Origin of the sequence: Shewanella aegiceratis (genome assembly GCF_019457495.1) — a bacterium.
GTDB lineage: Bacteria > Pseudomonadota > Gammaproteobacteria > Enterobacterales > Shewanellaceae > Shewanella > Shewanella loihica.
On record NZ_CP080416.1, the window covers coordinates 71,866 to 94,838 of the forward strand.

The following is a 22,973-nucleotide window of genomic DNA, read 5'->3' on the forward strand; positions in this document are numbered from 1 at the left end:
TTGATGAGGAGATAAGCCATTATGGCAGTCATGAAATTTCTATGTGACACCAAACGCTGCATCGAGTGTAACGGTTGCGTCACAGCATGTAAGAACGAAAACGATTCCGCTCTCGAGTGGGGTATCCAACGCCGTCGCGTCGTGACCATCAACGATGGTCAACCTGGTGAAGCCTCGATCTCTGTGGCTTGTATGCACTGTACCGACGCCCCTTGTCAGGCCGTTTGCCCAGCAAACTGCTTCTACAAGACGGAAGATGGCCTAACACTACACAACAAAGATACCTGTATCGGTTGTGGTTACTGCCTATACGCCTGCCCATTCGGTGCGCCTCAGTTCCCTAAGAAGAGCACCTTTGGCAGCCGCGGCAAGATGGACAAGTGTACTTTCTGTGCCGGTGGCCCAGAAGAGACCTTCTCCGAAGCCGAGCGTAAGAAGTATGGCGCTAACCGTCTGGCCGAGGGTAAGTTACCTATGTGTGCCGAGCTTTGTTCAACCAAGGCACTGCTCGCCGGTGATGCGGAAGTGGTTTCCAACATCTACCGTGAGCGTATTGCGGCCCGTGGTAACCCTAATGCGATCTGGGGCTACACCCCTAAGACTGGCGTTTAAAGTGAATAGTACCGTAAGCCTTCGGGCTTACGGTCTGTAAAGGAGTGACTATGTTATTAAAATCACTGCGCAGCCTATTCACTGTGTTGTTATTGCCATTGGTCTTGGCAATGGGCTTGGGCTTGACGACGTCAGCCTATGCCGTTGACGAACAGACCAGTCAACAGATGGCAAATACCAGCGACGCTGAGCTATGGCGAGCCGTGAAGTCAGGAGACAAGGGATACACCACAGCCAAAGGCGCTGAGGGTGGGGTCATGATTAACGTGTCGGCAATCGAAGGCACTAACGTTAAGAACGACTATCTCACCCCAGTGATGGCGCTGGCCGTTTGCGGTGTGTTCGGTGCTTTCTTGATCTTCTACCTGGTGAATGGCCCTTCAAAGCTAAGTCATGGTTTCTCTGGCAAGATGGTATTGCGCTGGAGCAAGGCCGATCTTTGGATTCACTGGGTGATGGCGCTTTCCTGCCTGGCGTTGATCTTTACCGGTCTTAACATCATGTTGGGTAAGCATGTGCTACAACCCTATGTGGGCACAGGCATTTGGGGTTCGCTGATCTACGGCAGCAAGACGATCCACGATTACGCGGGTCCCTTGTTCATCGTGGCCTGGGCTATCTGTGTGGTTAAATGGATGCCGTTGCAGACATTTAAGCTGTATGACCTTAAGTGGTTCCTGGTGGTTGGTGGCTACATCAACTTCGGACCCTTCAAGGGCAAGCACCCAGACAGCGGCTTCGCCAACGCCGGTGAGAAGATGTGGTTCTGGACGCTAACCCTGTTCGGTCTGTTTATCGCGGTATCCGGTATCATGCTGGTGATGCCGGGCCTGGAACTGCCACGTGAAGCCTCTATGGCGGCACTGCTGGTTCACGGCCTCAGCGCCATAATCATCATCGCCTTTACCATCGTCCACATCTGGATGGCGACGGTACTGAGTGAAGGTGGTATGGAGTGCATGAAGTCGGGTTACTGTGATGAGAACTGGGCAGTACAGCATCACAACCTTTGGTACGATGAGATCAAAGATAATGGTACCCTGACTTACAGGGACTAGACCTACAGCGACTAGACTCAAAACGCAGACGCGTTATTGAATAAAAGCGCATTAATGAAGCACCCCACCTAGGTATTAGGCGGGGTGTTTTTTTATGGTTAAAGGTTGAGGATTTTAGCGGATCCAGATCACCTTTGGCTGTTTTTTGTACGCGCTTTTTATTTTCAATAACAACAACTTCATTACATCTACTGGATCCCGGTTTTAGCTATTTTTAGGGATTGCCAGCAAAGTGTATTGGCTAAAGTATGACTGGCTTAACATTTTGGCCATTTATTCATTTTTTCCGCTTATTGACCCCTGTTTAGATCAATATCTCTGCCTCGCTTCTTACCTATATTGCAACGGCAATTAATCGGATGTTTTTAAAAAACATAGCATTTTTACTAAACCGCCACCTGTGAATAACATTGCCTTAACCAAGGTGCCGATGGCGGTTTTGAATAAATCATCCCTACCAATCGAAACTTCCTAATCCACTAGGAGCAAGAATGAAGAAGCAACAGCCCGATCTGAATCGCAGATCTTTGCTGAAAGCACTCACTATAGGTGGTACGGCCGGTGTGGCCATCGCCGCGAGTGGTGTGAGTGTTGCCAATGCAACCGAAAGTAAATCTCAAGAAAAACATGCCGATGGCTACCATGAAACTGCACATATCCGCAGTTATTACAATAGCTTGCGTAGCTAATTAGGAGAATTTGAGCGATGAAGTTAACGCGCAAAACAAATGAGGCAGTCGCCGCGGCTAAGCCAAGCTTAGGCATCAGCCGTCGTCAATTCATGAAGCATGCGGGTATCACAACCGGTGGTATCGCAGCAGCCTCTCTTCTCGGTACCGGCATGATGCGCCGCGCCGAAGCGAAAGATATTCCACACGATGCCCCTATCGAGATCAAGCGTACCGTATGTAGCGCATGTGCCGTGGGTTGTGGTCTATATGCCGAAGTCCAAAACGGTGTCTGGACGGGTCAGGAACCAGCATTCGATCACCCATTCAATGCCGGTGGTCACTGTGCCAAAGGTGCTGCACTGCGTGAACATGGTCACGGCGAGAAGCGTCTTAAGTACCCAATGAAGCTGGTCGACGGTAAGTGGAAGAAGCTCTCTTGGGAGCAGGCCTTCAACGAAGTCGGCGACAAGATGCAGAGCATCCGTCAAGAGTCGGGCCCAGATTCACTCTACTTCATGGGTAGCGCCAAGTTCTCTAACGAAGGCTGCTACATGTACCGTAAATTTGCGGCCATGTGGGGTACCAACAACGTCGACCACTCGGCACGTATCTGTCACTCTACCACTGTAGCCGGTGTTGCTAACACCTGGGGTTATGGTGCGCAAACCAACTCTTTCAACGACATTCAGAATGCGAACGCGATCTTCTTCATCGGTTCAAACCCTGCCGAGGCACACCCTGTTGCCATGCAGCATATTCTGATCGCCAAAGAGAAGAACAACGCCAAGATCATCGTGGTTGACCCACGTTTCTCTCGCACCGCGGCTCACTCTGATCTGCACTGTGCACTGCGTCCTGGTACCGATATTCCGTTCATCTACGGTATGTTGTGGCACATCTTCGAAAATGGCTGGGAAGACAAGACTTTCATCCAGCAGCGCGTGTTCGAGATGGACACTATCCGCGAAGAGGTGAAGAAGTTCCCACCACAAGAAGTGGCCAACATCACAGGCGTGAGTGAAGAGCAGGTTTACCAAGCGGCTAAGCTGATGGCGGAAAACCGTCCTGGTACTGTGGTTTGGTGTATGGGTGGTACCCAGCACCACGTTGGTAACGCCAACACCCGTGCCTACTGTATCCTGCAGCTGGCTCTGGGCAACATGGGCGTATCTGGCGGCGGTACTAACATCTTCCGTGGTCACGATAACGTACAGGGCGCAACCGACTTAGGTCTGCTATTCGATACCCTGCCTGGCTACTATGGCCTCAAGACAGGTTCTTGGAAGCACTGGTCACACGTTTGGGACTTGGACTTCGACTGGGTTAAGGGTCGTTTCGATCAGAACGAATACCTGGGTCGCATCCCAATGAACACTCCTGGTATTCCATGTTCTCGTTGGCACGACGGCGTATTAGAGACGCCTGAGAAGCTGGCGCAGAAAGATCGCGTGCGCATGGCCTTCTTCTGGGGTCAATCTGTTAACACAGAAACCCGTCAGCGCGAGGTGCGTGACGCCCTGGATAAGATGGACACAGTAGTGGTTGTGGATCCATTCCCAACTATGGCGGGTGTCATGCACCGTCGTAAGAATGGTGTCTACCTACTACCTGCGGCGACTCAGTTCGAGACCGAAGGTTCGGTATCAAACTCTGGCCGTAGCCAGCAGTGGCGTGAGAAGGTGATCGAGCCACTATTCGAATCTAAGACAGATATCGAGATCATGTATCGCCTGTCGCAGAAACTCGGTTTCGACAAGGAATACACTAAGCGCATCGCTAAAGATGCCAAAGACATGCTAGTGATCGAAGACATCACCCGCGAGATCAACCGCGGTATGTGGACTATCGGTATGTCTGGCCAGAGCCCTGAGCGTCTGAAGCTGCACACCCAAAACTGGGGCACCTTCAGCAACAAGACGCTTGAAGCAGAAGGCGGTCCAGCCAAGGGCGAAACCTATGGTCTGCCATGGCCATGTTGGGGCACACCAGAGCAGAAGCACCCTGGTACCCAGATTCTCTACAACACAAGCAAGCACGTGCTGCAGGGCGGTGGTAACTTCCGTGCCCGTTATGGCGTCGAATACCAAGGCAAGAACCTGCTGGCCGAAGGCAGCTTCTCTAAGGGCAGCGAGATCCAAGACGGTTACCCAGAGTTCAGCGACAAGCTGCTCAAGCAACTGGGCTGGTGGGATGATCTGACCGCCGAAGAGAAGGCAGAAGCCGAAGGCAAGAACTGGAAGACCGACCTTTCTGGCGGTATCCAGCGTGTGGCCATGAAGCACGGCTGTATTCCATTTGGTAACGCTAAGGCGCGTTGTATCGTGTGGACCTTCCCGGATCAAGTGCCTGTGCACCGCGAGCCGCTGTACACACCACGTCGCGATCTCGTGTCTAAGTACCCAACCTACGACGACATGCAGGTACATCGTCTACCAACGCTGTACAAGTCTATCCAAGAGAAAGACACGGCAACTAAGTACCCACTGGGTCTGACTTCTGGTCGTCTGGTTGAGTACGAGGGTGGTGGTGAAGAATCTCGCTCTAACCCATGGCTGGCCGAGCTGCAACAAGAGATGTTTGTTGAGATCCACCCAGGCGATGCCGCCGATCGTGGTATCCGCAACGGCGATACCGTATGGCTAGAAGGCGCCGAGGGCGGCCGCATCAAGATCAAGGCTATGGTTACCCCTCGCGTTAAGCAAGGTGTTACCTGGATGCCATACCACTTCGCCGGTGTGATGCACGGTGAGAGCCTAGAGAATAACTATCCAGAAGGTACTGTGCCTTATGTGATTGGTGAGTCTGCGAACACGGCATTGACCTATGGTTATGACCCTGTCACGCAGATGCAAGAGACCAAAGCGTCGCTTTGTCAGATCACTAAAGCTTAAGTATCGGGAGATTTGCCAATATGGCTACAATGAAATTTTTATGTGATACCAAGCGCTGCATCGAATGTAACGGCTGTGTCACGGCATGTAAGAACGAAAACGACTCTGCGCTGGAGTGGGGTATTCAACGTCGCCGCGTGGTGACCATCAACGACGGTCAGCCAGGCGAAGCCTCTATCTCTGTGGCTTGTATGCACTGTACCGATGCCCCTTGTCAGGCGGTTTGTCCGGCTAACTGCTTCTACAAGACGGAAGATGGTCTGACGCTGCACAACAAAGACACCTGTATCGGTTGTGGCTACTGTCTGTACGCCTGTCCGTTTGGCGCGCCTCAGTTCCCTAAGAAGGGCGCCTTTGGCAGCCGCGGCAAGATGGACAAGTGTACCTTCTGTGCCGGTGGTCCTGAAGAGAATCACTCAGATGCAGAGCGTCAGAAGTACGGTTCTAACCGTATTGCCGAAGGCAAGCTGCCTATGTGTGCCGAGCTGTGTGCGACTAAGTCGCTACTTGCTGGTGATGCTGAGGTTATCTCAAACATCTTCCGCGAGCGTGTTGCATACCGTGGTTCGAAAAATGCGATTTGGGGTTAATCCCCAGCTTGTATAAGGCCACAACAATCCACACCTGGCTCGCCCGGTGTGGACGATAAGGATGTAATATGAACAAATGGTTCAAACAATTTAGCGTGATCTTAGCGCTAGTGATAGGTACCACCTTCAGTGCCCTGTCGTTCGCCCATGGCGATGCGACCGACCATACCCATGCTGCCACCGAGGGGCAGATTTGGTCTGAGATTCAGGCGGGTGCCACCGGATACACTACCTCTCACGGTCAGTTCCACAACCAGCCAATCAACAGCTATGATCTGCGGGTTCTCGAGCTTCGCAGCGACTGGCTGGCACCAGCCCTGATGGCGGCGCTGTTTGGCATGATCATCATCTTCGTGCTGTTCATCAAGGTGAACGGCATCTCCAAGTTGCATCATGGCTTCTCGGGCAAGATGGTGTATCGCTGGTCGAAATTTGATGTCTCTATCCACTGGCTGGGGGCGATCCCTTGTCTGCTACTGATCCTCACGGGTCTGACCCTGTTGGCGGGACGTTTCTTCTTCCAGCCATACCTGGGTGAAGGCTTCTGGGCCGGTCTGGTCTATGGCGCTAAGCAGATCCACGACTACATGGCTATCCCCTTCATGATTGGTTGGGCACTGATGACCACGCTGTGGGCTAAGAATCAGCTGCCTAAGATGTATGATGTTAAATGGTTCCTGGTGGTTGGTGGTTACATCAACTTCGGTCCCTTCAAGGGTAAGCACCCGGATGCAGGCTTTGCCAACGCCGGTGAGAAGATGTGGTTCTGGGCTTTTGCCCTGTTCGGCCTGATCATCTCGGCCTCTGGCATGTTGCTGCTGTTCCCGAACCTGTTCGAGCCTAGCCGCACCCTGAGCCTGATCGCCCTGGTACTTCACTCTGTCAGTGCCATCGTTATCTGCGCCTTCTCTATCGTTCACATCTTCATGGCGACCGTGATGTCAGAAGGTGGTATGGAGTGTATGGTGTCGGGCTACTGTGATGAAAACTGGGCGACCCAACATCACAACCTTTGGTATGACGAGATCAAGGCTAACGGCACGCTGAAGTACAAAGCGTAAGGCGTTCGCCGCGCGTATCAGCGTTTCCTGTTACCATGAAAAAACACCTCACCGGGTTGCCGGCGGGGTGTTTTTTTATGCCTGCTGTTTAATGCCTGCTGTTTAATGCCTGTCGTTTAATGTAAGTGGTTTAATGCCTGTCGTTTAATGCCTGTCGTTTAATGTAAGTGGTTTAATGCCTGTAGCTGTCAGTGATAGTAGCTGCTAGCTAGAGTAGCTTTTAGCAACATTAACCTGTAGAAATATTAGTCATTGAGAATGTTGACAATAACCGCAAAGCCACTAAGTTGTGAGGAAAGCAATTTCACCATAAAGGAGCTGAATATGATCAGAAGGATCTTGATGGCGCTCGCCCTGAGTCTGAGTGTTAGTTTGAGTTTAAGTGTGAGCTTTAGCAGCCTTGCCGATACCTTTCGAGTGACCTCGGAGGTCAGCCTGCAGGGCGAGGTGCTTGGCGCGCCGACGCTAATGATTGATAAGGCCGAGGCCGAGCGGGTGATGCTGGCGGATAAGTACCAGTTCAGCGTTAAGGTTACGCCACACGATGCAGCTCAGGTGTTGGTGGATTTTAGCCTGAGCGGCGAGGGCTATGAGACAGAATCACAGGCGATAGTCGACCTGGACAAGGCCGCCTTGCTCACCTTTGGCGACCAGACATTTAGCTTTCTCATCAACAGGGTAGGTGACTGACTTAACAGTCGTTGTCCATGATTTTGGTGGCCACGCTATCGGCAGTCGTGTCGACCCTCAGATAGCAGGCGAGGGCGCCGTCTGCCATGAGATCCCCCGGGGTCTTATACAGGCTGCGATCGCCGATGCGCAGCTCGATATCTTCCACCGTCCAGCGCCCGCCGTAGAACCATTCACTCATGGTGACCGTTAGCAGCTGAGTTACCGCATCGCCGCCCCATACCGGGTTGCCATATCTCACCTGGATTTTTTGGCTGTCGCCTGGGTTGAGGAAGAAGCTGGCCTTAGGCTGTTTCTCTAGCCCCAGGATGGCCGAGCGGGCATAGACAAGTTGATTCGCGGCCTGCACCGAGGCCTCGAGCTGCTTGAGCTGGGCGATCCTCGCCTCTCGCGTCAGGCTTATCCACCTGCTGGCGGCCGCTACGCTGAGAATGGCCAGTATGATGATCACCACCACCATCTCTATCAGGGTAAAGCCAGAGGCTCCTTTATGTCTCATGGTTACTCGCATCTACAGGTTAACGCTTAGCATTAAATAAAGTGGAGGCAGCCTAACTGCTTGGGAGACATTTGCAAGCGAAACAGCATCACTTCTTGCAATAACACATTGAATAATAATGGGTTGTTTGCTAGCTGTTGCGGCCAGGTTTGCGCCGTGTTGCCGGGTCGCGACCCGGCAGTATTTGACCTAAGATCAAGCTAGTCTCAATAAGCAGGAGAGAGAGATGGAGAGTAAAGCGGTAAGCGACAGCATGGGCGACCTCAATATTCCCGCCGATGCCCTCTACGGCGCGCAGACGGCGCGGGCGATCAAGAACTTTCCTGTGAGCGGTCGTCCCATGCCCCGCAGCTTCATCCGTGCCTTGTTGCTGGCTAAGCTCGCCGCCGCCGAGGCCAACGTGGCGCTTAGGCTGTTGCCGCCCAATATTGCCCCGGCGGTCGCCCAGGCGGTGCAGGAGCTGCTGGCGAATCCCCAGATGATGCGTCATTTCCCCATCGACATGTTTCAGACCGGCTCGGGCACCAGCAGCAACATGAACGCCAACGAGGTGCTCGCGACTCTGGTCTCGAAGAGCCTGGGCCAGGCGGTGCATCCCAACGATGTGATCAACCTGGGGCAGAGCAGCAACGACATCATTCCCAGCGCTATCCATATCAGCGCCTTGCTGGCGGTTGAACAGTCGCTGCTCCCCTCGCTAACCCTGCTGTCGCAGACCATCGCCACTAAGGCGCAGCAGCTGGCCGATGTCACCAAGACGGGGCGAACCCACCTGATGGATGCCATGCCGGTGCGTTTCGATCAGGTGTTGGGGGGCTGGGCGAGTCAGATCGATGATTGCCGCGAGCGGATCGCCAGCCAGGGCGACGCCCTGGCCCAGCTGCCCGTGGGCGGCACGGCGGTGGGAACTGGGGTCAACACCCACGAGGAGTTCTCCCGGCTGTTCTGCGAGAGACTCAGCGCCCTGACCCGCACCCAGTTTCGTCCGGCGGATAATCTGTTTAGCCGCATGGCGAGCCATGATACCGCCGTCGCTCTCTCGGGCCAGCTGAAGACGCTGGCGGTGGCCATCATGAAGATCAGCAACGACCTGCGCTGGATGAACTCCGGCCCACTGGCGGGTCTGGGTGAGATTAGCCTGCAACCTTTGCAGCCGGGATCTTCCATCATGCCGGGCAAGGTCAACCCAGTGATCCCCGAATCCGCCTGTATGGTGGCGGCCCAGGTGATGGGCAAGGATATGGCGATCACCATCGCCGGTCAGTCCGGTAACTTCGAGCTCAACGTGATGCAGCCGCTGATCGCGGTTAACCTGCTAGAGAGCATAGAGATCCTCAGCAATGTCTCGCGCCTGTTGGCGGACAAGGCGATTGCGAGTTTCGTGGTGAATCGAGGCAAGATAGCCGACTCCCTGCATCGCAATCCCATACTGGTTACCGCACTAAGCCCCAGGGTCGGCTATGTGCAGGCCGCTAAGATAGTCAAGCAGGCCTATCAGGAGCAGAGGCCCATACTCGAGGTCGCCATGGAGCTCACCGACCTTAGCGAGGAGGAGCTCAGGCGTCTGCTGGATCCCGAACGCCTGACCCATGGCGGCCTGGCGTAGAGGCCGATGCCGTCAAGCGATGGCAGCATAGCCCAGCGTGCCCGTCAGCGGATCTCTGTGGTGAGCCGATAGCGCGCCATCTCCTGTTGCGTCATCCAGTGTGCGCCTTCAGATGGCGCCGAGGTGAGGGTAAACAGATAGAAGGGGATCCCCTGTTTGCCCAACATGCGGCTGAAGTAGGTCGCCTGACTACGGTGGGCGGCGTCGCTGTAGGAGATCTCGGTGGCATCCCGGCCAAGCTCGCCGTCGCTCCAGCTGTGCACGCCAACCTGTTGGTTTCCAGCGACACTAAACTTGGTATCTTGCAGCTCCAGGGTGCGCCTTACCCCGGCGGCAAACAGATCCGTGGCGCCGGAGAAGACACGTCCCGCGCGGCTGACCTTGGTATCCAGCCCCTGCTCGCGGATCAGCAAGCCGGTATACATGTTGACCTCATCGTCGGCGGAGCCGCCGACAAAGTTATCGAACACCAGCACCTTCTTCCTCTTAGGGTAATGATCCACCAGGCGTTTAAGCGCCTGATAGCTGGTGACCCCCAGGGTCGAGCTAGCTGGGTTGTCGCAGTCCGCCGTGCACCACTGGTTGTTGATCAGCGGCTCGAAATAGTTGCTGGTGAGGATCTCAATACCCGTGTCATCTTCCCGAGGCGAGAAGAGGGTCGAGCCTATCGAGGAGGCGTACTCCAGCCAGTCGCTGACAAAGCTAAGGTGCAGGTATTGCTGCTTCTCGCGGGTGCGCAGCTCGAAGATGCTCTTGCCATCCTGTGTTAGTCGTTTGGCGTCAGAGCAGTCGAAGCTGTCGATGCGGTGGGGGCCGGAAAAGATCTGACAATCCAGCAGCTGCCACTCGTCAAACTTGATCCCTAAGGTGAGGCTATGACCCTTCTCGCTGCTGAGTGCCAGCAGCAGATATGGAACCTGTTTCTGGGTGTCGACGAAGATGTCGGCGTATTCCAGCCTATCGTAGTGGGTGTGTTGGTACTCGAGTTGAATCGATGAGAATATCGGTTCGCGTTCCTGGATCAGCGCCTCGAGTTTCGCCTCGCTAAAGGTGAAGTTAGCCAGTGGCGGCTCCACTCTGGGTTGGTCGGCGTTACAGCCCAGTAGACTGCTGAACACCAGCAGCAGGGGTAGGATAAAGCGTGGCATGGCGGTCTCCTGCGATAAAAATATCAGTGTAATAAGGGCCACTGGTGATTACTGTCAGCAGTTTGTATCGCTTTGTCAGTCGACCGGAATGGGAGAGGAATTGCTGGGAGGAGTTGCTGCTGGAGGCGGCATAAAAAAAAGGCATCCCTGAGGATGCCTTTATCGTGTGCTGTTTTGCGCCTTACCAGGCCAGCTGCAGGATCTCGCGGCTGATATCCAGGCCGAGATCGCTTGATTCTGACAGGGCGGTCATGCCGTGGGCTTCAAGCGCCGCGACTATGTCGTCAATCTGCTCCTGGGCGATATCATAGTCGCGCAGGCGGGTCTTGAGGCCAAGTTGTTGGAAGAACTGCTCCGTCTTGTCGATCGCCAAGTCGACGCGGCTGGCTTCGTCGCCCTCTGTGAGGTCCCACACGCGCTCGGCGTATTGCAGCAGCTTGGCGTGCTTCTGGGTCTTGCGTACGCGCCAGACAGACGGCAACACGGCGGCCAGGGTCTGGGCGTGGTCGATGCCAAACTGGGCTGTCAGCTCGTGACCAATCATATGGGTCGTCCAGTCAAACGGCACGCCGGCACCTATCATGCCGTTGAGGGCCGAGGTGGCACTCCACATCAGGTTGGCGCGGGCGTTGTAGTTTTCCGGCTCTTCCAGTGTGATGGGGCCAATCTCGATCAGGGTGCGCATTATGCCTTCGGCGGTTCTGTCCTGTACCCGGCCATCTACCGGATAGGTGGCATACTGCTCTAGCACGTGGACGAAGGCGTCGACCACACCGTTAGCCACCTGAATCTTTGGCAGGGTGAAGGTCAGGGTCGGATCCAGCAGCGAGAAGGTGGGGTAGATGCTGGGATGGTTAACCGGGAACTTGCCTCCGTTATAGCTGACTACGCCGAAGGCGTTCATCTCTGAGCCCGTGGCAGGCAGCGTGGCTATGGTGCCCAATGGCAAGACCTGATCCGCCTCTACCGGCACAGGGGCGAAACCGTGGAACAGCAGGCTGGCGCTGTCACCCTCGAAGCGTGTCGCCAGGGCGATGAACTTGGTGCCATCCATCACCGAGCCGCCACCGACCGCTAGCAAGAAGTCGATAGACTCCTCTCTTGCCAGTTTGGCCGCCTTGGCCAGGGTCTCATACTGTGGGTTGGCTTCGATGCCGCCGAATTCGACGACGGTGCGATCGCCCAGGGCGCTGAGTACCTTGTCCAGGGTGCCGAAGCGTTTCACGCTGCCGCCGCCATAGGTCACCATGACGCGGGCGCCGGCGGGGATCAGCTTGTCTAGCTCGGCCAGGCGGTCTTTACCGAAGACGATCTGTGTGGGATTGCGATAATCGAAGTTAAGCATGGGGATACCTTGTGTCACCTAATAATATGCTGCACATACTAGTCTCTTGGCGCGAGTTTTAAATACCTATTGCTGCACGACTCTTGCCTATTTCTGCTTTATTGAGTTTAAAAGGCATGAATTTGATAAATTTTGATGCCTTTTTCTGCTTGGGTGATATTATCGCCATCAGTTGAATCCTTATCCTGTCCCAAGAGGTGAAGTGTGAAGAGTATTGCCGAGTTGATGTCTGAGCTGGCCCCAGATGAGGGGATGAACGACAGCGTATTGCCAGGTATCAAGCTATTTCGCTGCTCCGCCTACGGTGCCCGCGGCCCCTTGTGTTACTCCCAGGGGATCATGATAGTGGGGCAGGGCAAGAAGCGTATCTATCTGGATAACAGGGTGTTCGACTATGATCCCCAGAACACCCTGGTGATGACAGTGCCCATGCCGGTGGAGTGTGAGACCTTCGCCAGCAAGGAGGAGCCAGTGCTGGTGATGATGATAGATATCGATCTGGCGCAGCTTAATCGTCTCATTCCTATCATGGACAACCATTACAGGGTGCCCCAGGCACTGAGCGAGTCGCGACTGCCCGGCTATTTCATCGCCCCGACCGGCGAGGCGATAGAGTGCAGCATTCATCGTCTGCTGCAGGCATTGCAATCGCCGCTGGAGGCCGAGGCGCTGGGTGAAGCCATGGTGCTGGAGATCCTATATCGCCTGCTGGCTTTGCCCAACGCGGCGCCTCTCTATGCCCTGGCGCTGAGTCATACTAGATTGTCGCGCATCGATAAGGCACTAAGCTACCTGCATAAACACTATGCCGCCAGTATTGAGGTGGATCAGCTTGCCGCCCTGGTGAACATGAGCCCCTCGGCGTTTCATCGCTGCTTCAAGGAGGTGACTGCCTCATCGCCGATCCAGTACCTGAAGAAGGTGCGCCTGAACAAGGCCAAGGAGCTGTTGCAGCGCCCCGGGGTGAAGGTGAAGCAGGCCGCCATCGAGGTGGGCTACGAGAGCCCGGCCCAGTTTAGCCGTGAGTTCAAACGTTACTTCAGCCACAGTCCGGGGGAATGTGCCAGGTAGAGTTCTATTGCTTGATGCACTGCAATAGCACGACGAAAGGCGGCATATTGTTGTGGGCGACGCTGTGGCCTTCGGGTTCGGTGCGACGCTTCTGATGTTGGCGCATGCCCACATCGTCCCCTTCGCCTGTCGCGTATTCCGGTTCGTCGCCCGAATCATAGTAGTACCAGTCGTCATAGACGTGGGTGTGCTTGGGTAGCTCGGCGAGTGTCAGTTTATGTTTCTCTTCGCCGCCTTTGTCATTGAGCTTGCGTACCGACAGCGCATTCTCCTGATGATTCACGGCTAAGGTAAAGCGACCACGCCCCTCGGTATAGGGCTGCCACCCCTCGGGGCAAGCGGCTAGATCGAAATAGGCCACCGTCTTGGCAGGTATGATGCTGCCGGTTTCGGCGATCTGTTTGCTCAGGGCGGAGAGTCCTTGGGTGTTGGCGAGGTTGTTGGCCGCGAGTTCTGTGTATTTCACATAGCCAAAGAGTGCCAGCGATGCGGTGAGCAGCACCGAAACCAATAGATTCCATTTCATTTTTAACGTCCTTGTGTCGAATTGTGCTCCACTGAAACAGCCGGAGTCTATATCATTATTTTTATTAACTATTTAACCTACGCTATTTAATTTCTCGCCGCAACAGGTCGATGCTTGCTAGCCACTCGTTGCGTCATCTCTTTGCCTCTATTGGGTCAAAATGGGCGATCACATTTATTCAACATTTCCTAAAACATGACATGCTTAACAATTCTTCGGCTAATCTAATGCTAGGTGTTGTAACTCCAAGCCAGTTCACGTTTTATATATTCCTTAAGTGATACTTTTGTGTTCCGCAAATGGATGTGTATCGCTTTAAGTCCTTATTTATTAAAAGGCTTTGTTCTCAAGGCCGGTTCAGCTAGGAATATCTATGTCTTCGTCTTCTATTATTCAAACGGCGCCAGGTGCATTGATTAAGCCGTACCAAGCTAACATTACCGTCCCTAACTGGATGCTGAGCTCGATGGAACGAGTGATGCAGTATTATGTCGACAAGAATCTGCGACTCGATACTCAGTCCGCCTCCATGATGCCGGCGCCCGTCGAAGGCAAGAAGTACATGCTCTATGCCCATGTGCCTTTCTGCCATACCCTGTGCTCCTTCTGCACCTTCCACCGTTTCCTGTTTAAGGAGGAGAAGGCGCGCGCCTATTTCGTCTCGCTGCGTAAGGAGATGGAGATGGTTAAGGCGCTGGGATATGACTTCGAGTCCATGTATATCGGCGGCGGCACCACAACCGTATTAGAAGATGAGCTGGCGCGCACGATTGAATTTGCCAAGAAGCTGTTCCCAAGCATCAAAGAGGTCTCCTGCGAGTCGGATCCTCAGCATCTGGACAGCCCTGGCTTTAAACAGCTGGAAGGCCTGGTGGATCGTATGTCTATCGGGGTGCAGAGCTTCAACGACGACATACTGGCGATGACAGATCGTCTGGAGAAGTTTGGCTCGGGTCAGCAGACCTTCGATAAGATCATGGCGGCCAAGGAGCTGTTTCCTATCATCAACGTGGATCTTATCTTCGGCTTCCGTGGCCAGACAGATGAGGTGATTCAGCACGACCTGGATATGGCCTCACGCTTGGATCCTCGTCAGATCACCACCTATCCCTTGATGATCACCCATCAGACCCGTAAGAGCGTCAAGGGCAAGCTGGCCGCGCCTCAGGGGGATATGGCGCGTCAATACCGCCAGATCCTCAACAGCCTTAACGGTCAGTACAACCAGCTGTCGGCCTGGGCATTTGGCAAGGCCAACAACGAAGGCTTCGACGAGTATGTGATCGATTATGACGAGTATCTTGGCGTAGGTTCTGGCTCCTTCAGCTTCCTCAACGACACCCTGTATGTGAACACCTTCTCCCTGCGCAAGTATCAGGAGAATATCGCCTCGGGTCGCATGGGCGTCGAGCAGCAGAAAAACTACAGCCAGAAGGATGTGATGCAGTATCGCTTCCTGCTGGGCATGTTCTCGGGTCGCCTGTCACGCAAATATTTCCGTGACACCTTCGGCGTCAACCTGGATTGGGCCCTGTTTAAAGAGATGACCTCGATGAAGGCGATCGGCGCCATCAAGAACGACCCGAACGATCCCGATAACCTGATCGTCACGGATAACGGCAAGATGATGGGCCTGTTGATGATGAAAGAGTTCTACTCAGGCATGGACAACGTGCGGGCGCAGCTGCGTAAACCGCTTAAGCCCTGCGACATGTAGCCGTGTGATATGTAGCCCTGCGAGATATAAGGGGCATTTGCTATCCGAGCGAAAGAGGCCGATCATAGATCGGCCTTTTTTATTGTCGGAGCTCTATCCATGCAGGCCTTTGAGACCCTGTTTGCCCAGTTTATCGCCGCCGAGTTACCCGCCGATGCCGCCCACGATCTCAATCATGTGAAGCGAGTGGTGAAGACGGCCAAGCGCCTGTGCGATCTCGAATCTGCCTGCGCCGAGGTGGTGGTGCCAGCCGCCTGGCTGCATGATTGTGTCACCCTGGCAAAAGACGATCCAAGACGCAGCCAGAGTTCGTTGCTGGCGGCCGATAAGGCGATCGCCTTCCTCGCCGAGGTGGATTATCCGCAGCAGTACTTGGCCGCCATTCACCATGCCATTCTCGCCCATAGTTTCAGCGCGGGTATCGCCCCCGAGACGCTGGAAGCCAAGATAGTACAGGATGCCGACAGGCTCGATGCGCTTGGGGCGATTGGTGTGGTGCGTTGCCTACAGGTGGGCACCGCCTTGGGGCGGCCCCTGTATGCTGCGGAAGATCCCTTCTGTCGGGAGCGGGAGGCGGATGATAGTCGCTACACCTTAGATCATTTCACGCAGAAGCTGTTTACCCTGGCGGATACCATGCAGACGGCGGCAGCGAGGGAAGAGGCGCGCCATCGCACCCGGGTGATGCAGGACTTTCTCGATCAGCTGGCGCAAGAGATCTAGGGGAGCTGCTTGGGCGCCTGTTTATGGTTAGCCTTGGCGCGGCGCGCCAACTTCTGCTCGAGCTGGCGAGCCTCCTGGCGTATCTGTTCGATAAAGAGATCTTGGTAGCCCAGCAGCTCAAATTCTCTCAGGCACTGGTGGTAGCGGCGCAGTTTTTCTTCCTTGCATAGGGGCTTATCCATCAGCTCTTCTAATGTCAGTATTGAGTCCATTCAATAACCTCACAACCTCTTTTGCTTGTTAGCCTAACGTCAAGTTGGCAGCTTGTAGAGGCTGATTTTTATCCTAGAACCTCATAAGCCGAAAGATTGACGAGTTTTTGTTAACTTTTTCAACTACTTATTTCATTACCAAGGTTGGCTCAGGTAATAGGGCGCATATCACCTAAGCTAATATGGGCGATCGCTTACGCACTCATTGGTCGAAAAGCTCATAAGAGACGTTTGTGGAGCACCCGGTAATAGGGTAGCTTGGTGAATTGTTCATTTTGTACAGGGAAATCAGATGATAGTACGTATTGGCGAATTTCAGGCCGCGCCGGGCCAGGCAGAGGCATTGAAGGCCTTCCTCCTCTCATTGAGCGATTATATTTGCAACTCACCGGGCTGTCTCAGCTATGAGGTATTGTGTCCGGTCGACGAGGCGGACCGCCTGATGGTAATCGAGCGTTGGGAATCTGCCGAGCAGCACAGGGCCTCGGTGCAGGCTTATCCAAAGGATAAGATGCAGGCCGCCATGTCACTGTTCGCCGCACCGCCGAGCGGCGGTTACTATTCGCTGGCTCAGGCTCAGGCTTAGGCTTACGGCAGGGCGCTAGTGATGATCTATTTCGAGACAGAGCGGCTTATCTGCCGCGCCTTCGAGCGGGCCGATCTTCAGGCCTTCACCGCCTACCGCGCCGATCCCGAGGTGGCCCGCTACCAGAGCTGGCAAGACTACCAGTATCAGGATGCCCTAGCGCTGTTCGAAAATTTGCAGCAGACACCCTTTGGAGCAAACGGCACCTGGATGCAGCTGGCCCTCGTGTGTCGTCAGACCCAGGCCTTGGTAGGGGATCTGGCGCTGCATTTCATCGATGCGCAGCAGGTCGAGATAGGCTTTACCCTGGCCAGCGAGCATCAGGGTAAGGGGCTCGCCCGTGAGGCGTTGCAAGGGTTGTTGGTGTATCTGTTTGAGCGCCTGGGTAAACACAGAGTCTCGGCCATCACAGATGTGCAAAATCACGCCGCTTGGGGGCTGCTTGAGCGGTTGGGCTTTCGCCGCGAGGCCCACTATCGCGATAACATCTTCTTCAAGGGCAGTTGGGGCAGCGAGTATGGCTATGGCCTGCTGGCGTGGGAGTGGCGCGACGCGCAAACGGGCGAGCCACTGCAAGAGTTTCGCCTGATCAAACGTGTGGCGCCTCTCAATGATTTCTTGCGTCTTCGGCAGATCAGTGGCCTGACTCCAAGGACTCGCGCCGCGGCAGAACTCGGCCTGCCTCTTAGCCTGTTTGGGGTGCATCTTTTGGCGGGTGACAGGGTGATCGCCATGGGCCGGGTAGTGGGCGACGGCGCCCTTAACTTCGAGCTGGTGGATATCGCCGTGGATCCCGAATATCAGGGGCGCGGCCTGGGCAGCGCTATCATGAGCGCCATCATGGCCTATCTCGACGAGACGGCGCCTAAGGGGGCCTACATCACCTTAATGGCTGATGTGCCTGCCCTTTATCTCAAATTTGGCTTCGAGTACTCGCGCCCGGCGAGCGAAGGCATGTATAAGTTACAGGCCTAATTGGTTGAGAAGCCCCGCGGGCCTTGATATAAAGGAGGCTCGGCGGGCCCCAAAGTATTAGGTTTCCGGGGCTAATTTTCTCAACCCGTTTAGGCGAGCTTCTTTTTCTCCTGATCCGCTGTTACTCGGAGCATGCATGGCCAAAATTCTGCTGGTAGCCAACCTCAATTGCGATCGTATTCTCAGACTCGATAAACCCTTGAAGATGGGGGGACGGTTTCATTATCAAGATGGTGGCCAGCGCCTGGGGGGCGGTGGTGCCAACACAGGCATAGGCCTGGTGTGGGCCGGGCACGAGGTAGCGCTGGTGAGTCAGGTGGGCCGCGACGAGATAGGCGACTGGCTGCTGGCCGAGACCAGCACCCTAGGTATAGATTGCCGCCTGATGCAGCGCTATCAGCAACATACCTGTGAGATGCTGCTGGTGATGACCCCGGATGGCGAGCGCACCATCATACGTCCCGAGCGCCCCAGATTCGAGCTGGCGGCGCCGCCTAACTGGCGCCAGTGGGATGCCCTCTATATCAACTCTTCCGCCGAAGGCGCGGTGAGCTGGGCCAAGACAGCCTTGCCCCACAGTCTGGTGGTGGCGCAGCTAGCCAAGGATAACCGTGAGCGTCCCTGCCATGTGCTGATCGCCTCGCGGGCCGACATGCAGGGGCGCAGTGAACTGTCGCCCTGGCAGTATGGCCTCTCCATTGCCGGAGACTGCCTGCAGGCCTTCATAGTGACAGATGGCGAGTCGGGCGCCATCCTCTATCAGGCAGATTCGCAGACTCATGTGGCGGCGGAGTCGGCCAGTGTGGTGGATACCACAGGGGCGGGAGACGCCTATGCGGCGGGCCTGATCCATGGGCTGGTGCGTGGGGATGAGTTTTGTCAGGCCATGGCCGAAGGTGCCCGTTGGGCCGCCTTTGCGGTGGCCACAGAGAGTTCGATACCGGGAGCAGAACTGAAAAACTATCTGGAAAATGAGCGAGCGAAAGAAGAGGCCTAGTGGGCATAAATTGTCATCATAATGTCATTAACTCGGCTTAGAGTATCGGCATTGGTCGCAAGCAGTTCCCTGACCTTGTTTTGTGTAGCTTCTTTTCTAACATAGTGTGTTTTTCTGTTCTCTCGCCCCATCTTCTGGGGCTTTTTTTTTGCCCGAAAAAAGCCCCGACCTTTTGGTCAGGGCTTAGGCCGAACGCTTGCTATTAGTTGTATTTAAATACCGGGATCATGCTGGTGCACTGGGTCTTGATCTTCTGATCCGGCGCCGCCAGGAAGGCCATGGTGATGCCGTCGATACAGTTGCGATAAGGGTTCTGTGAGGTCAACTGTACGTGGCCACCCTGAGGGTTGGTGAACAGCTGGGCATTAGGCATGTTCTTCACCACTAACTCGCCCCATGCCGGTGGCGTCTGATGATCGTTGCCGCCGTTGATCACCAAGATAGGTAGATTACTGGTGACGGCCTGGGTCTCTATGCTGTCGGCCGCGGCCACATCCCACGCCTTACAGCTGTCGATATCGAATCCCTCATGGAACATCTTGTTCACTGTCAGTGTGGTCGTGGTGGACCAGTTTTTGTCGTTGCGACCCTCTAGAGCCGTCTGGTTGAGGAAGGCATACTCCTCGGCGCAGACCACTGACAGTGCCATAGGGGCAAAGTAACCCTCGGCCTCTTCGTTGTCTTTCTCATTGATGATGATGTTCAGGTCCTTGTCGATCGCCAGGATCAGGGGGACGACCCTGGTATCACCCGCTAGACTGGCGATGTAGTTGACGAAACGGATGGCTGCCTGCTCCTCCCCCTGATTCTGTAGTCGCTCGATGATGGACTCGATCATCGGCTTGAGGATCTCTGATGCGCAATTAATCGAGGCATCGCAGTTGGCGACGATGCGATCCAGCGTGGCATAGGTGGCCCAGGGCGTGTCCGACAGGCCGTTGACCTCTATGGGGAATACACCGTCGAGGATGACGCTGCGAATCCCTTGGCTGTCTTCGCGTATGATGGTCTCAGCTAAGCGGGTGCCGTAGGAGGCGCCGTAGAGATTCCAGCTGTCGAGCTTGAGTGCCTTTCTCAGCATGATGAAGTCGTGGGCGCTCTGCACGCTCTGATAGGCGCTGAAGTCGACGCCCTTGGCCTTGAGGCGAGCCTTACAGGCCTTGACCTGCTCGATTGAGCCCTTGACCGTGTTAAATTCGGTGCACTTGTAGGCGGGCTTGGCGTGGCCTGTGCCGCGCTGATCCACCAGATAGAAGTCGCGGTCGTTCCAGAGGTATTTCGCCTTGCTCTGGGTGAAGTCTTCCAGGCTGTCGATGGCCGAGTAGCCTGGACCGCCCTGCAGGTAGACCACGGGATCGGCCTTGGCCTCAGTCTTGGTCGCCGGGATCTTCAGCACGGCGATCTCCATGGTTTTCTTGGAGGCACTCTGGCCCTTGATGGCGTGTTTTTCCGGGACCGTCAGATAGCCGCAGCTGGCGCCTTTGGGCAGATCCTTACTCTTGGTGAACGTACTGCAGTCGACGCTGGCGTAAGTGCCCACCTTGCTGGTGACCTCCTTCTTAGTGTCAGACTTGCTCGATTGGTTACAGCCGCCGAGGAGGGCGGTTGCCATGACGAGTGTGCCAAAGGCCAATAGATTGGGCTTGTGTGTCAGGCTCATATACAACTTCCTTATGGGTTACAGACGAAGGCAATGAACCTGGCGAGCCGTAGGACTCGACGCCTTTGGGTTCTGTGCCGTGATTATCTGTAGCGCATTATGGGGAGGCGGGACCCAGGGAAACAGAAGCACTCTGTATGGCTTTGTCTCGGCTTTGTATCGGAAGGCTTTGAATAGAAAAGCTTTGAGTGGGATAGCACTAATTGGCTAAGTGCTAAATCGGTAAGTTTAGGTCTCATCTGGGCGCCGAGCTCTTAACGGGCTCATTCTGCCTTGGGCAGGCGCAGGGTAAAGCAGGGGCCGCCCAGCTCGCTGTCGCCCAGGGTCAGCTCGCCCTGATGCTGACGCACTATCTGCTTGGCGATGGCCAGTCCAAGGCCGTGGCCGCCACTCTGCCTGTCTCTGGCCTTGTCCAGACGCACGAAGGGCTCGAAGATAGACTGCCAATAGTCCCGGGGAATGGGCGGTCCGTCGTTGGCGATCTCGATCAGCACGCTCGTCTCGTCGCTGCTAAGAGTCACGTTGACGCAACTTTGGGCGTACTTGTAGCCGTTGCGTATGATGTTGCTGGTGGCTCGCAGCAGCAGGTGGTTGGCGATGGGAGCAATCAGGCTGTCGTCACCGCTAAGCTGCAGGCGTTTGGGCGTCTCGAACTGCAGGTGTTCCAGCTGGCTGGCCAGCAGCGGGTAGAGCCTGGTTGGTGTCAGGCTGAGTTGGGCATCTGGCCTTTCCAGTTTGGCGAAGTGCAACAGCTCCTCGATCATGCCGCCCAGTTCGTTGAGATCTTCCTGAATCCCTTCAAGATATTGCATCTGCTCCGGGCGTACCCTCGAGTCGTCAAGCATGTCCAGGTTGCACTGGATGCGAAAGATGGGGGTGCGCGACTCGTGAGCGATGGCGTTGGTGAGGTTCTTATGGCTCTGGATCAGCTGTGAGATGCGATCGGCCATGATGTTGAACGACAGGTTAAGCTGACCCACGCTGTGAAGGCTGCTGGTGGAGGCGCGGGCGCTAAAATCGCCATAGGCGAAGGCGATACAGGTCTTCTCCAGTCGCGCCAGTCGCCGGGAGATCACAAACAGCACCATGATGCTGATGAGCGCCAGCGCCGCACATAGCTCGACGAAGACAAACCACTCTTTGCGGTTGAGGGTGTTGATAAAGGGGGAGTCCGGGTCGTTGATGATGCCAAAGACCACCTCTGGGTTGCTCGCTAGGCTGAAGTAGGCCTGATTCTCGTCCACATCTTCAATGTAGAGACCGTAATCTATAACCCCCAGTTTGATCGCCTCGCTCAGGGTGTCATCCTTGATGTCATAGCGGGTCAGCGCCAGGTGGATATCCTTGGCAAAGCCTTGCAGCGCCTGCTCCGCCGCCTGCGCTCCCTGAGCCTCGCCTATCTTGTCTACCAAGTTGCGGGTGGCGGTGATCTCGTTGGCCAGCGAGGTGGCGTCCAGTGAGTCGGTGGAGAAGAGCTCAAACTGGTCCATGGCGATCACCGCAATAAAGAAGATCGCCAGGGCTGTGCTATAGATGAGGATAAACAGACGCGTCACAGAAGATCACCAACGGTCGGGGACAAACAGATAGCCCCTGGCCCTGACCGTGATGATGCGCCGGGGTAGGGCGGGGTTGTCGCCCAGCTTCTTGCGCAGCACCACTATCTTGTTGTCTATGGTGCGGTCGATGCCGTCGTACTCTATGCCGCGGATCTGCTTGACCAGATATTCCCGGGTCAGGATCTCGTCAGCATGGGCGGCCAGTAGCCAGAGCAGGTCGAACTCGCTGGTGGTCAGGCTGACCTCTTCCCCCGCCAACAGACACTGCTTGCGCTGCTGATTGAGCTCAAGCTCGCCGAAGCTGAGATGATGCTGCTCCTGGGGAGCAGACACCTTGGCCCGGCGCATCAGCATGCGGATACGTGCCAGCAGGACCCTGGGCTGTATCGGCTTGATGATGAAGTCGTCGGCGCCCATCTCCAGTGCCGCTACCTGATCCATGTCGTCTTCGCTGGCGGTGAGAAACAGTATCTTGCCATCGAAGACGGGCTGCAGCTGACGGCAGATGCTGAAGCCGTCCAGATTGGGCAACATGAGATCTAAGATGACCAGATCCGGTTGCTCGGCCAGTATGGTGGTGACGGCGTCGGCGCCGTCATGGACACAGACAGTCTCTATCTGCTGCATGGTCAGATAGGAGGACAGCAGCTGGCTGATCTTTTCGTCATCTTCAACGAGTACAACTTTGATGCTCATGTCGAGTGAGTCGTCGTGGGAGTGTGTTGATAAATCTAACATTATTTATCTAGCTCCAACAGGGACGAGTTCACACTCTT

22 protein-coding genes and 1 pseudogene are annotated in these 22,973 nt (G+C 55.2%); 15 read left to right on the top strand and 8 right to left on the bottom strand.

The window, feature by feature from the left end:
- Positions 1–21 precede the first annotated feature (21 nt).
- The 7 genes from fdh3B (K0H80_RS00290) (at position 22) to K0H80_RS00320 (ending at position 7,573) form a co-directional block, all read left to right on the top strand.
- Positions 22–612 carry a formate dehydrogenase FDH3 subunit beta gene (fdh3B, locus tag K0H80_RS00290; protein ID WP_011863870.1) on the top strand — a complete coding sequence of 197 codons (591 nt, stop codon included), beginning with the start codon at positions 22–24 and terminating at the stop codon, positions 610–612.
- A gap of 50 nt (positions 613–662) precedes the next feature.
- Positions 663–1,670, top strand: a complete 1,008-nt coding sequence (locus K0H80_RS00295) for a formate dehydrogenase subunit gamma (protein WP_220043834.1) — start codon at positions 663–665, stop codon at positions 1,668–1,670.
- 491 nt (positions 1,671–2,161) lie between these two features.
- Complete coding sequence (locus tag K0H80_RS00300) at positions 2,162–2,359, top strand: twin-arginine translocation signal domain-containing protein (RefSeq protein ID WP_011863872.1); 198 nt, start codon at positions 2,162–2,164, stop codon at positions 2,357–2,359.
- A 17-nt stretch (positions 2,360–2,376) separates the two neighbouring features.
- Entirely contained in the window at positions 2,377–5,232 is a 2,856-nt protein-coding gene (locus K0H80_RS00305; protein ID WP_220072735.1) for a molybdopterin-dependent oxidoreductase, read from the top strand.
- 20 nt (positions 5,233–5,252) lie between these two features.
- The gene (gene fdh3B / locus K0H80_RS00310) at positions 5,253–5,822 is read left to right on the top strand and encodes a formate dehydrogenase FDH3 subunit beta (protein WP_011863874.1); all 570 of its coding nucleotides are present in this window, start codon (positions 5,253–5,255) and stop codon (positions 5,820–5,822) included.
- A 68-nt stretch (positions 5,823–5,890) separates the two neighbouring features.
- Positions 5,891–6,883 carry a formate dehydrogenase subunit gamma gene (locus tag K0H80_RS00315; protein WP_144202365.1) on the top strand — a complete coding sequence of 331 codons (993 nt, stop codon included), beginning with the start codon at positions 5,891–5,893 and terminating at the stop codon, positions 6,881–6,883.
- Between the two features lie 324 nt (positions 6,884–7,207).
- Positions 7,208–7,573: a hypothetical protein gene (locus tag K0H80_RS00320; RefSeq protein ID WP_220072736.1), complete on the top strand. Its 366-nt coding sequence runs from the start codon at positions 7,208–7,210 to the stop codon at positions 7,571–7,573.
- A gap of 1 nt (position 7,574) precedes the next feature.
- On the opposite strand, the gene K0H80_RS00325 is transcribed toward K0H80_RS00320, so the two are convergent.
- The gene (locus K0H80_RS00325; RefSeq protein WP_220072737.1) at positions 7,575–8,072 is read right to left on the bottom strand and encodes a type II secretion system protein; all 498 of its coding nucleotides are present in this window, start codon (positions 8,070–8,072) and stop codon (positions 7,575–7,577) included.
- A 226-nt stretch (positions 8,073–8,298) separates the two neighbouring features.
- On the opposite strand from K0H80_RS00325, the gene K0H80_RS00330 reads away from it, so the two are divergent.
- Positions 8,299–9,678 carry a class II fumarate hydratase gene (locus K0H80_RS00330; RefSeq protein WP_220072738.1) on the top strand — a complete coding sequence of 460 codons (1,380 nt, stop codon included), beginning with the start codon at positions 8,299–8,301 and terminating at the stop codon, positions 9,676–9,678.
- A gap of 44 nt (positions 9,679–9,722) precedes the next feature.
- On the opposite strand, the gene K0H80_RS00335 is transcribed toward K0H80_RS00330, so the two are convergent.
- The gene (locus tag K0H80_RS00335) at positions 9,723–10,826 is read right to left on the bottom strand and encodes a hypothetical protein (protein ID WP_220072739.1); all 1,104 of its coding nucleotides are present in this window, start codon (positions 10,824–10,826) and stop codon (positions 9,723–9,725) included.
- 181 nt (positions 10,827–11,007) lie between these two features.
- A complete protein-coding gene (locus K0H80_RS00340) occupies positions 11,008–12,171 on the bottom strand; it encodes an iron-containing alcohol dehydrogenase (protein ID WP_220073882.1) in 1,164 nt (387 codons plus the stop codon).
- A 204-nt stretch (positions 12,172–12,375) separates the two neighbouring features.
- Between K0H80_RS00340 and K0H80_RS00345 the strand changes: the two genes are divergently transcribed.
- Positions 12,376–13,242 (top strand): AraC family transcriptional regulator, encoded by an 867-nt coding sequence (locus K0H80_RS00345; protein WP_220072740.1) that lies wholly within the window; start codon positions 12,376–12,378, stop codon positions 13,240–13,242.
- A 4-nt stretch (positions 13,243–13,246) separates the two neighbouring features.
- Here the strand turns inward: K0H80_RS00345 and K0H80_RS00350 are convergent, their stop codons facing one another.
- Entirely contained in the window at positions 13,247–13,768 is a 522-nt protein-coding gene (locus K0H80_RS00350) for a hypothetical protein (RefSeq protein ID WP_220059542.1), read from the bottom strand.
- Between the two features lie 373 nt (positions 13,769–14,141).
- Here K0H80_RS00350 and K0H80_RS00355 point away from each other — a divergent pair, with 373 nt between their 5' ends.
- Positions 14,142–15,485 carry a coproporphyrinogen III oxidase family protein gene (locus tag K0H80_RS00355; RefSeq protein ID WP_011863883.1) on the top strand — a complete coding sequence of 448 codons (1,344 nt, stop codon included), beginning with the start codon at positions 14,142–14,144 and terminating at the stop codon, positions 15,483–15,485.
- A gap of 99 nt (positions 15,486–15,584) precedes the next feature.
- Positions 15,585–16,208: an HD domain-containing protein gene (locus tag K0H80_RS00360; protein ID WP_220072741.1), complete on the top strand. Its 624-nt coding sequence runs from the start codon at positions 15,585–15,587 to the stop codon at positions 16,206–16,208.
- Here K0H80_RS00360 and K0H80_RS00365 read toward each other — a convergent pair.
- Positions 16,205–16,420: a hypothetical protein gene (locus K0H80_RS00365; RefSeq protein ID WP_220072742.1), complete on the bottom strand. Its 216-nt coding sequence runs from the start codon at positions 16,418–16,420 to the stop codon at positions 16,205–16,207. The two genes, K0H80_RS00360 and K0H80_RS00365, sit on opposite strands and share 4 nt — an antisense overlap.
- Before the next feature lie 292 nt (positions 16,421–16,712).
- Here K0H80_RS00365 and K0H80_RS00370 point away from each other — a divergent pair, with 292 nt between their 5' ends.
- From K0H80_RS00370 to K0H80_RS00385, 4 genes and pseudogenes are all read left to right on the top strand, one after another.
- Entirely contained in the window at positions 16,713–17,006 is a 294-nt protein-coding gene (locus K0H80_RS00370; protein WP_220072743.1) for a putative quinol monooxygenase, read from the top strand.
- 21 nt (positions 17,007–17,027) lie between these two features.
- Positions 17,028–17,552 (top strand): annotated as a pseudogene (locus tag K0H80_RS00375) (GNAT family N-acetyltransferase); the annotation flags it as partial.
- Between the two features lie 153 nt (positions 17,553–17,705).
- Positions 17,706–17,981, top strand: a complete 276-nt coding sequence (locus K0H80_RS00380; RefSeq protein ID WP_258406226.1) for a GNAT family N-acetyltransferase — start codon at positions 17,706–17,708, stop codon at positions 17,979–17,981.
- A 136-nt stretch (positions 17,982–18,117) separates the two neighbouring features.
- Positions 18,118–18,978, top strand: a complete 861-nt coding sequence (locus tag K0H80_RS00385) for a PfkB family carbohydrate kinase (protein WP_220043846.1) — start codon at positions 18,118–18,120, stop codon at positions 18,976–18,978.
- A gap of 202 nt (positions 18,979–19,180) precedes the next feature.
- Here K0H80_RS00385 and K0H80_RS00390 read toward each other — a convergent pair whose 3' ends face one another.
- The 3 genes from K0H80_RS00390 to K0H80_RS00400 all read right to left on the bottom strand — a co-directional run bounded on the left by K0H80_RS00390 (position 19,181) and on the right by K0H80_RS00400 (position 22,935).
- The gene (locus K0H80_RS00390; RefSeq protein ID WP_220072744.1) at positions 19,181–20,638 is read right to left on the bottom strand and encodes an alpha/beta fold hydrolase; all 1,458 of its coding nucleotides are present in this window, start codon (positions 20,636–20,638) and stop codon (positions 19,181–19,183) included.
- 263 nt (positions 20,639–20,901) lie between these two features.
- A complete protein-coding gene (locus tag K0H80_RS00395; protein WP_220072745.1) occupies positions 20,902–22,194 on the bottom strand; it encodes an ATP-binding protein in 1,293 nt (430 codons plus the stop codon).
- A 6-nt stretch (positions 22,195–22,200) separates the two neighbouring features.
- A complete protein-coding gene (locus K0H80_RS00400; RefSeq protein ID WP_258406146.1) occupies positions 22,201–22,935 on the bottom strand; it encodes a response regulator in 735 nt (244 codons plus the stop codon).
- Positions 22,936–22,973: the final 38 nt, after the last annotated feature.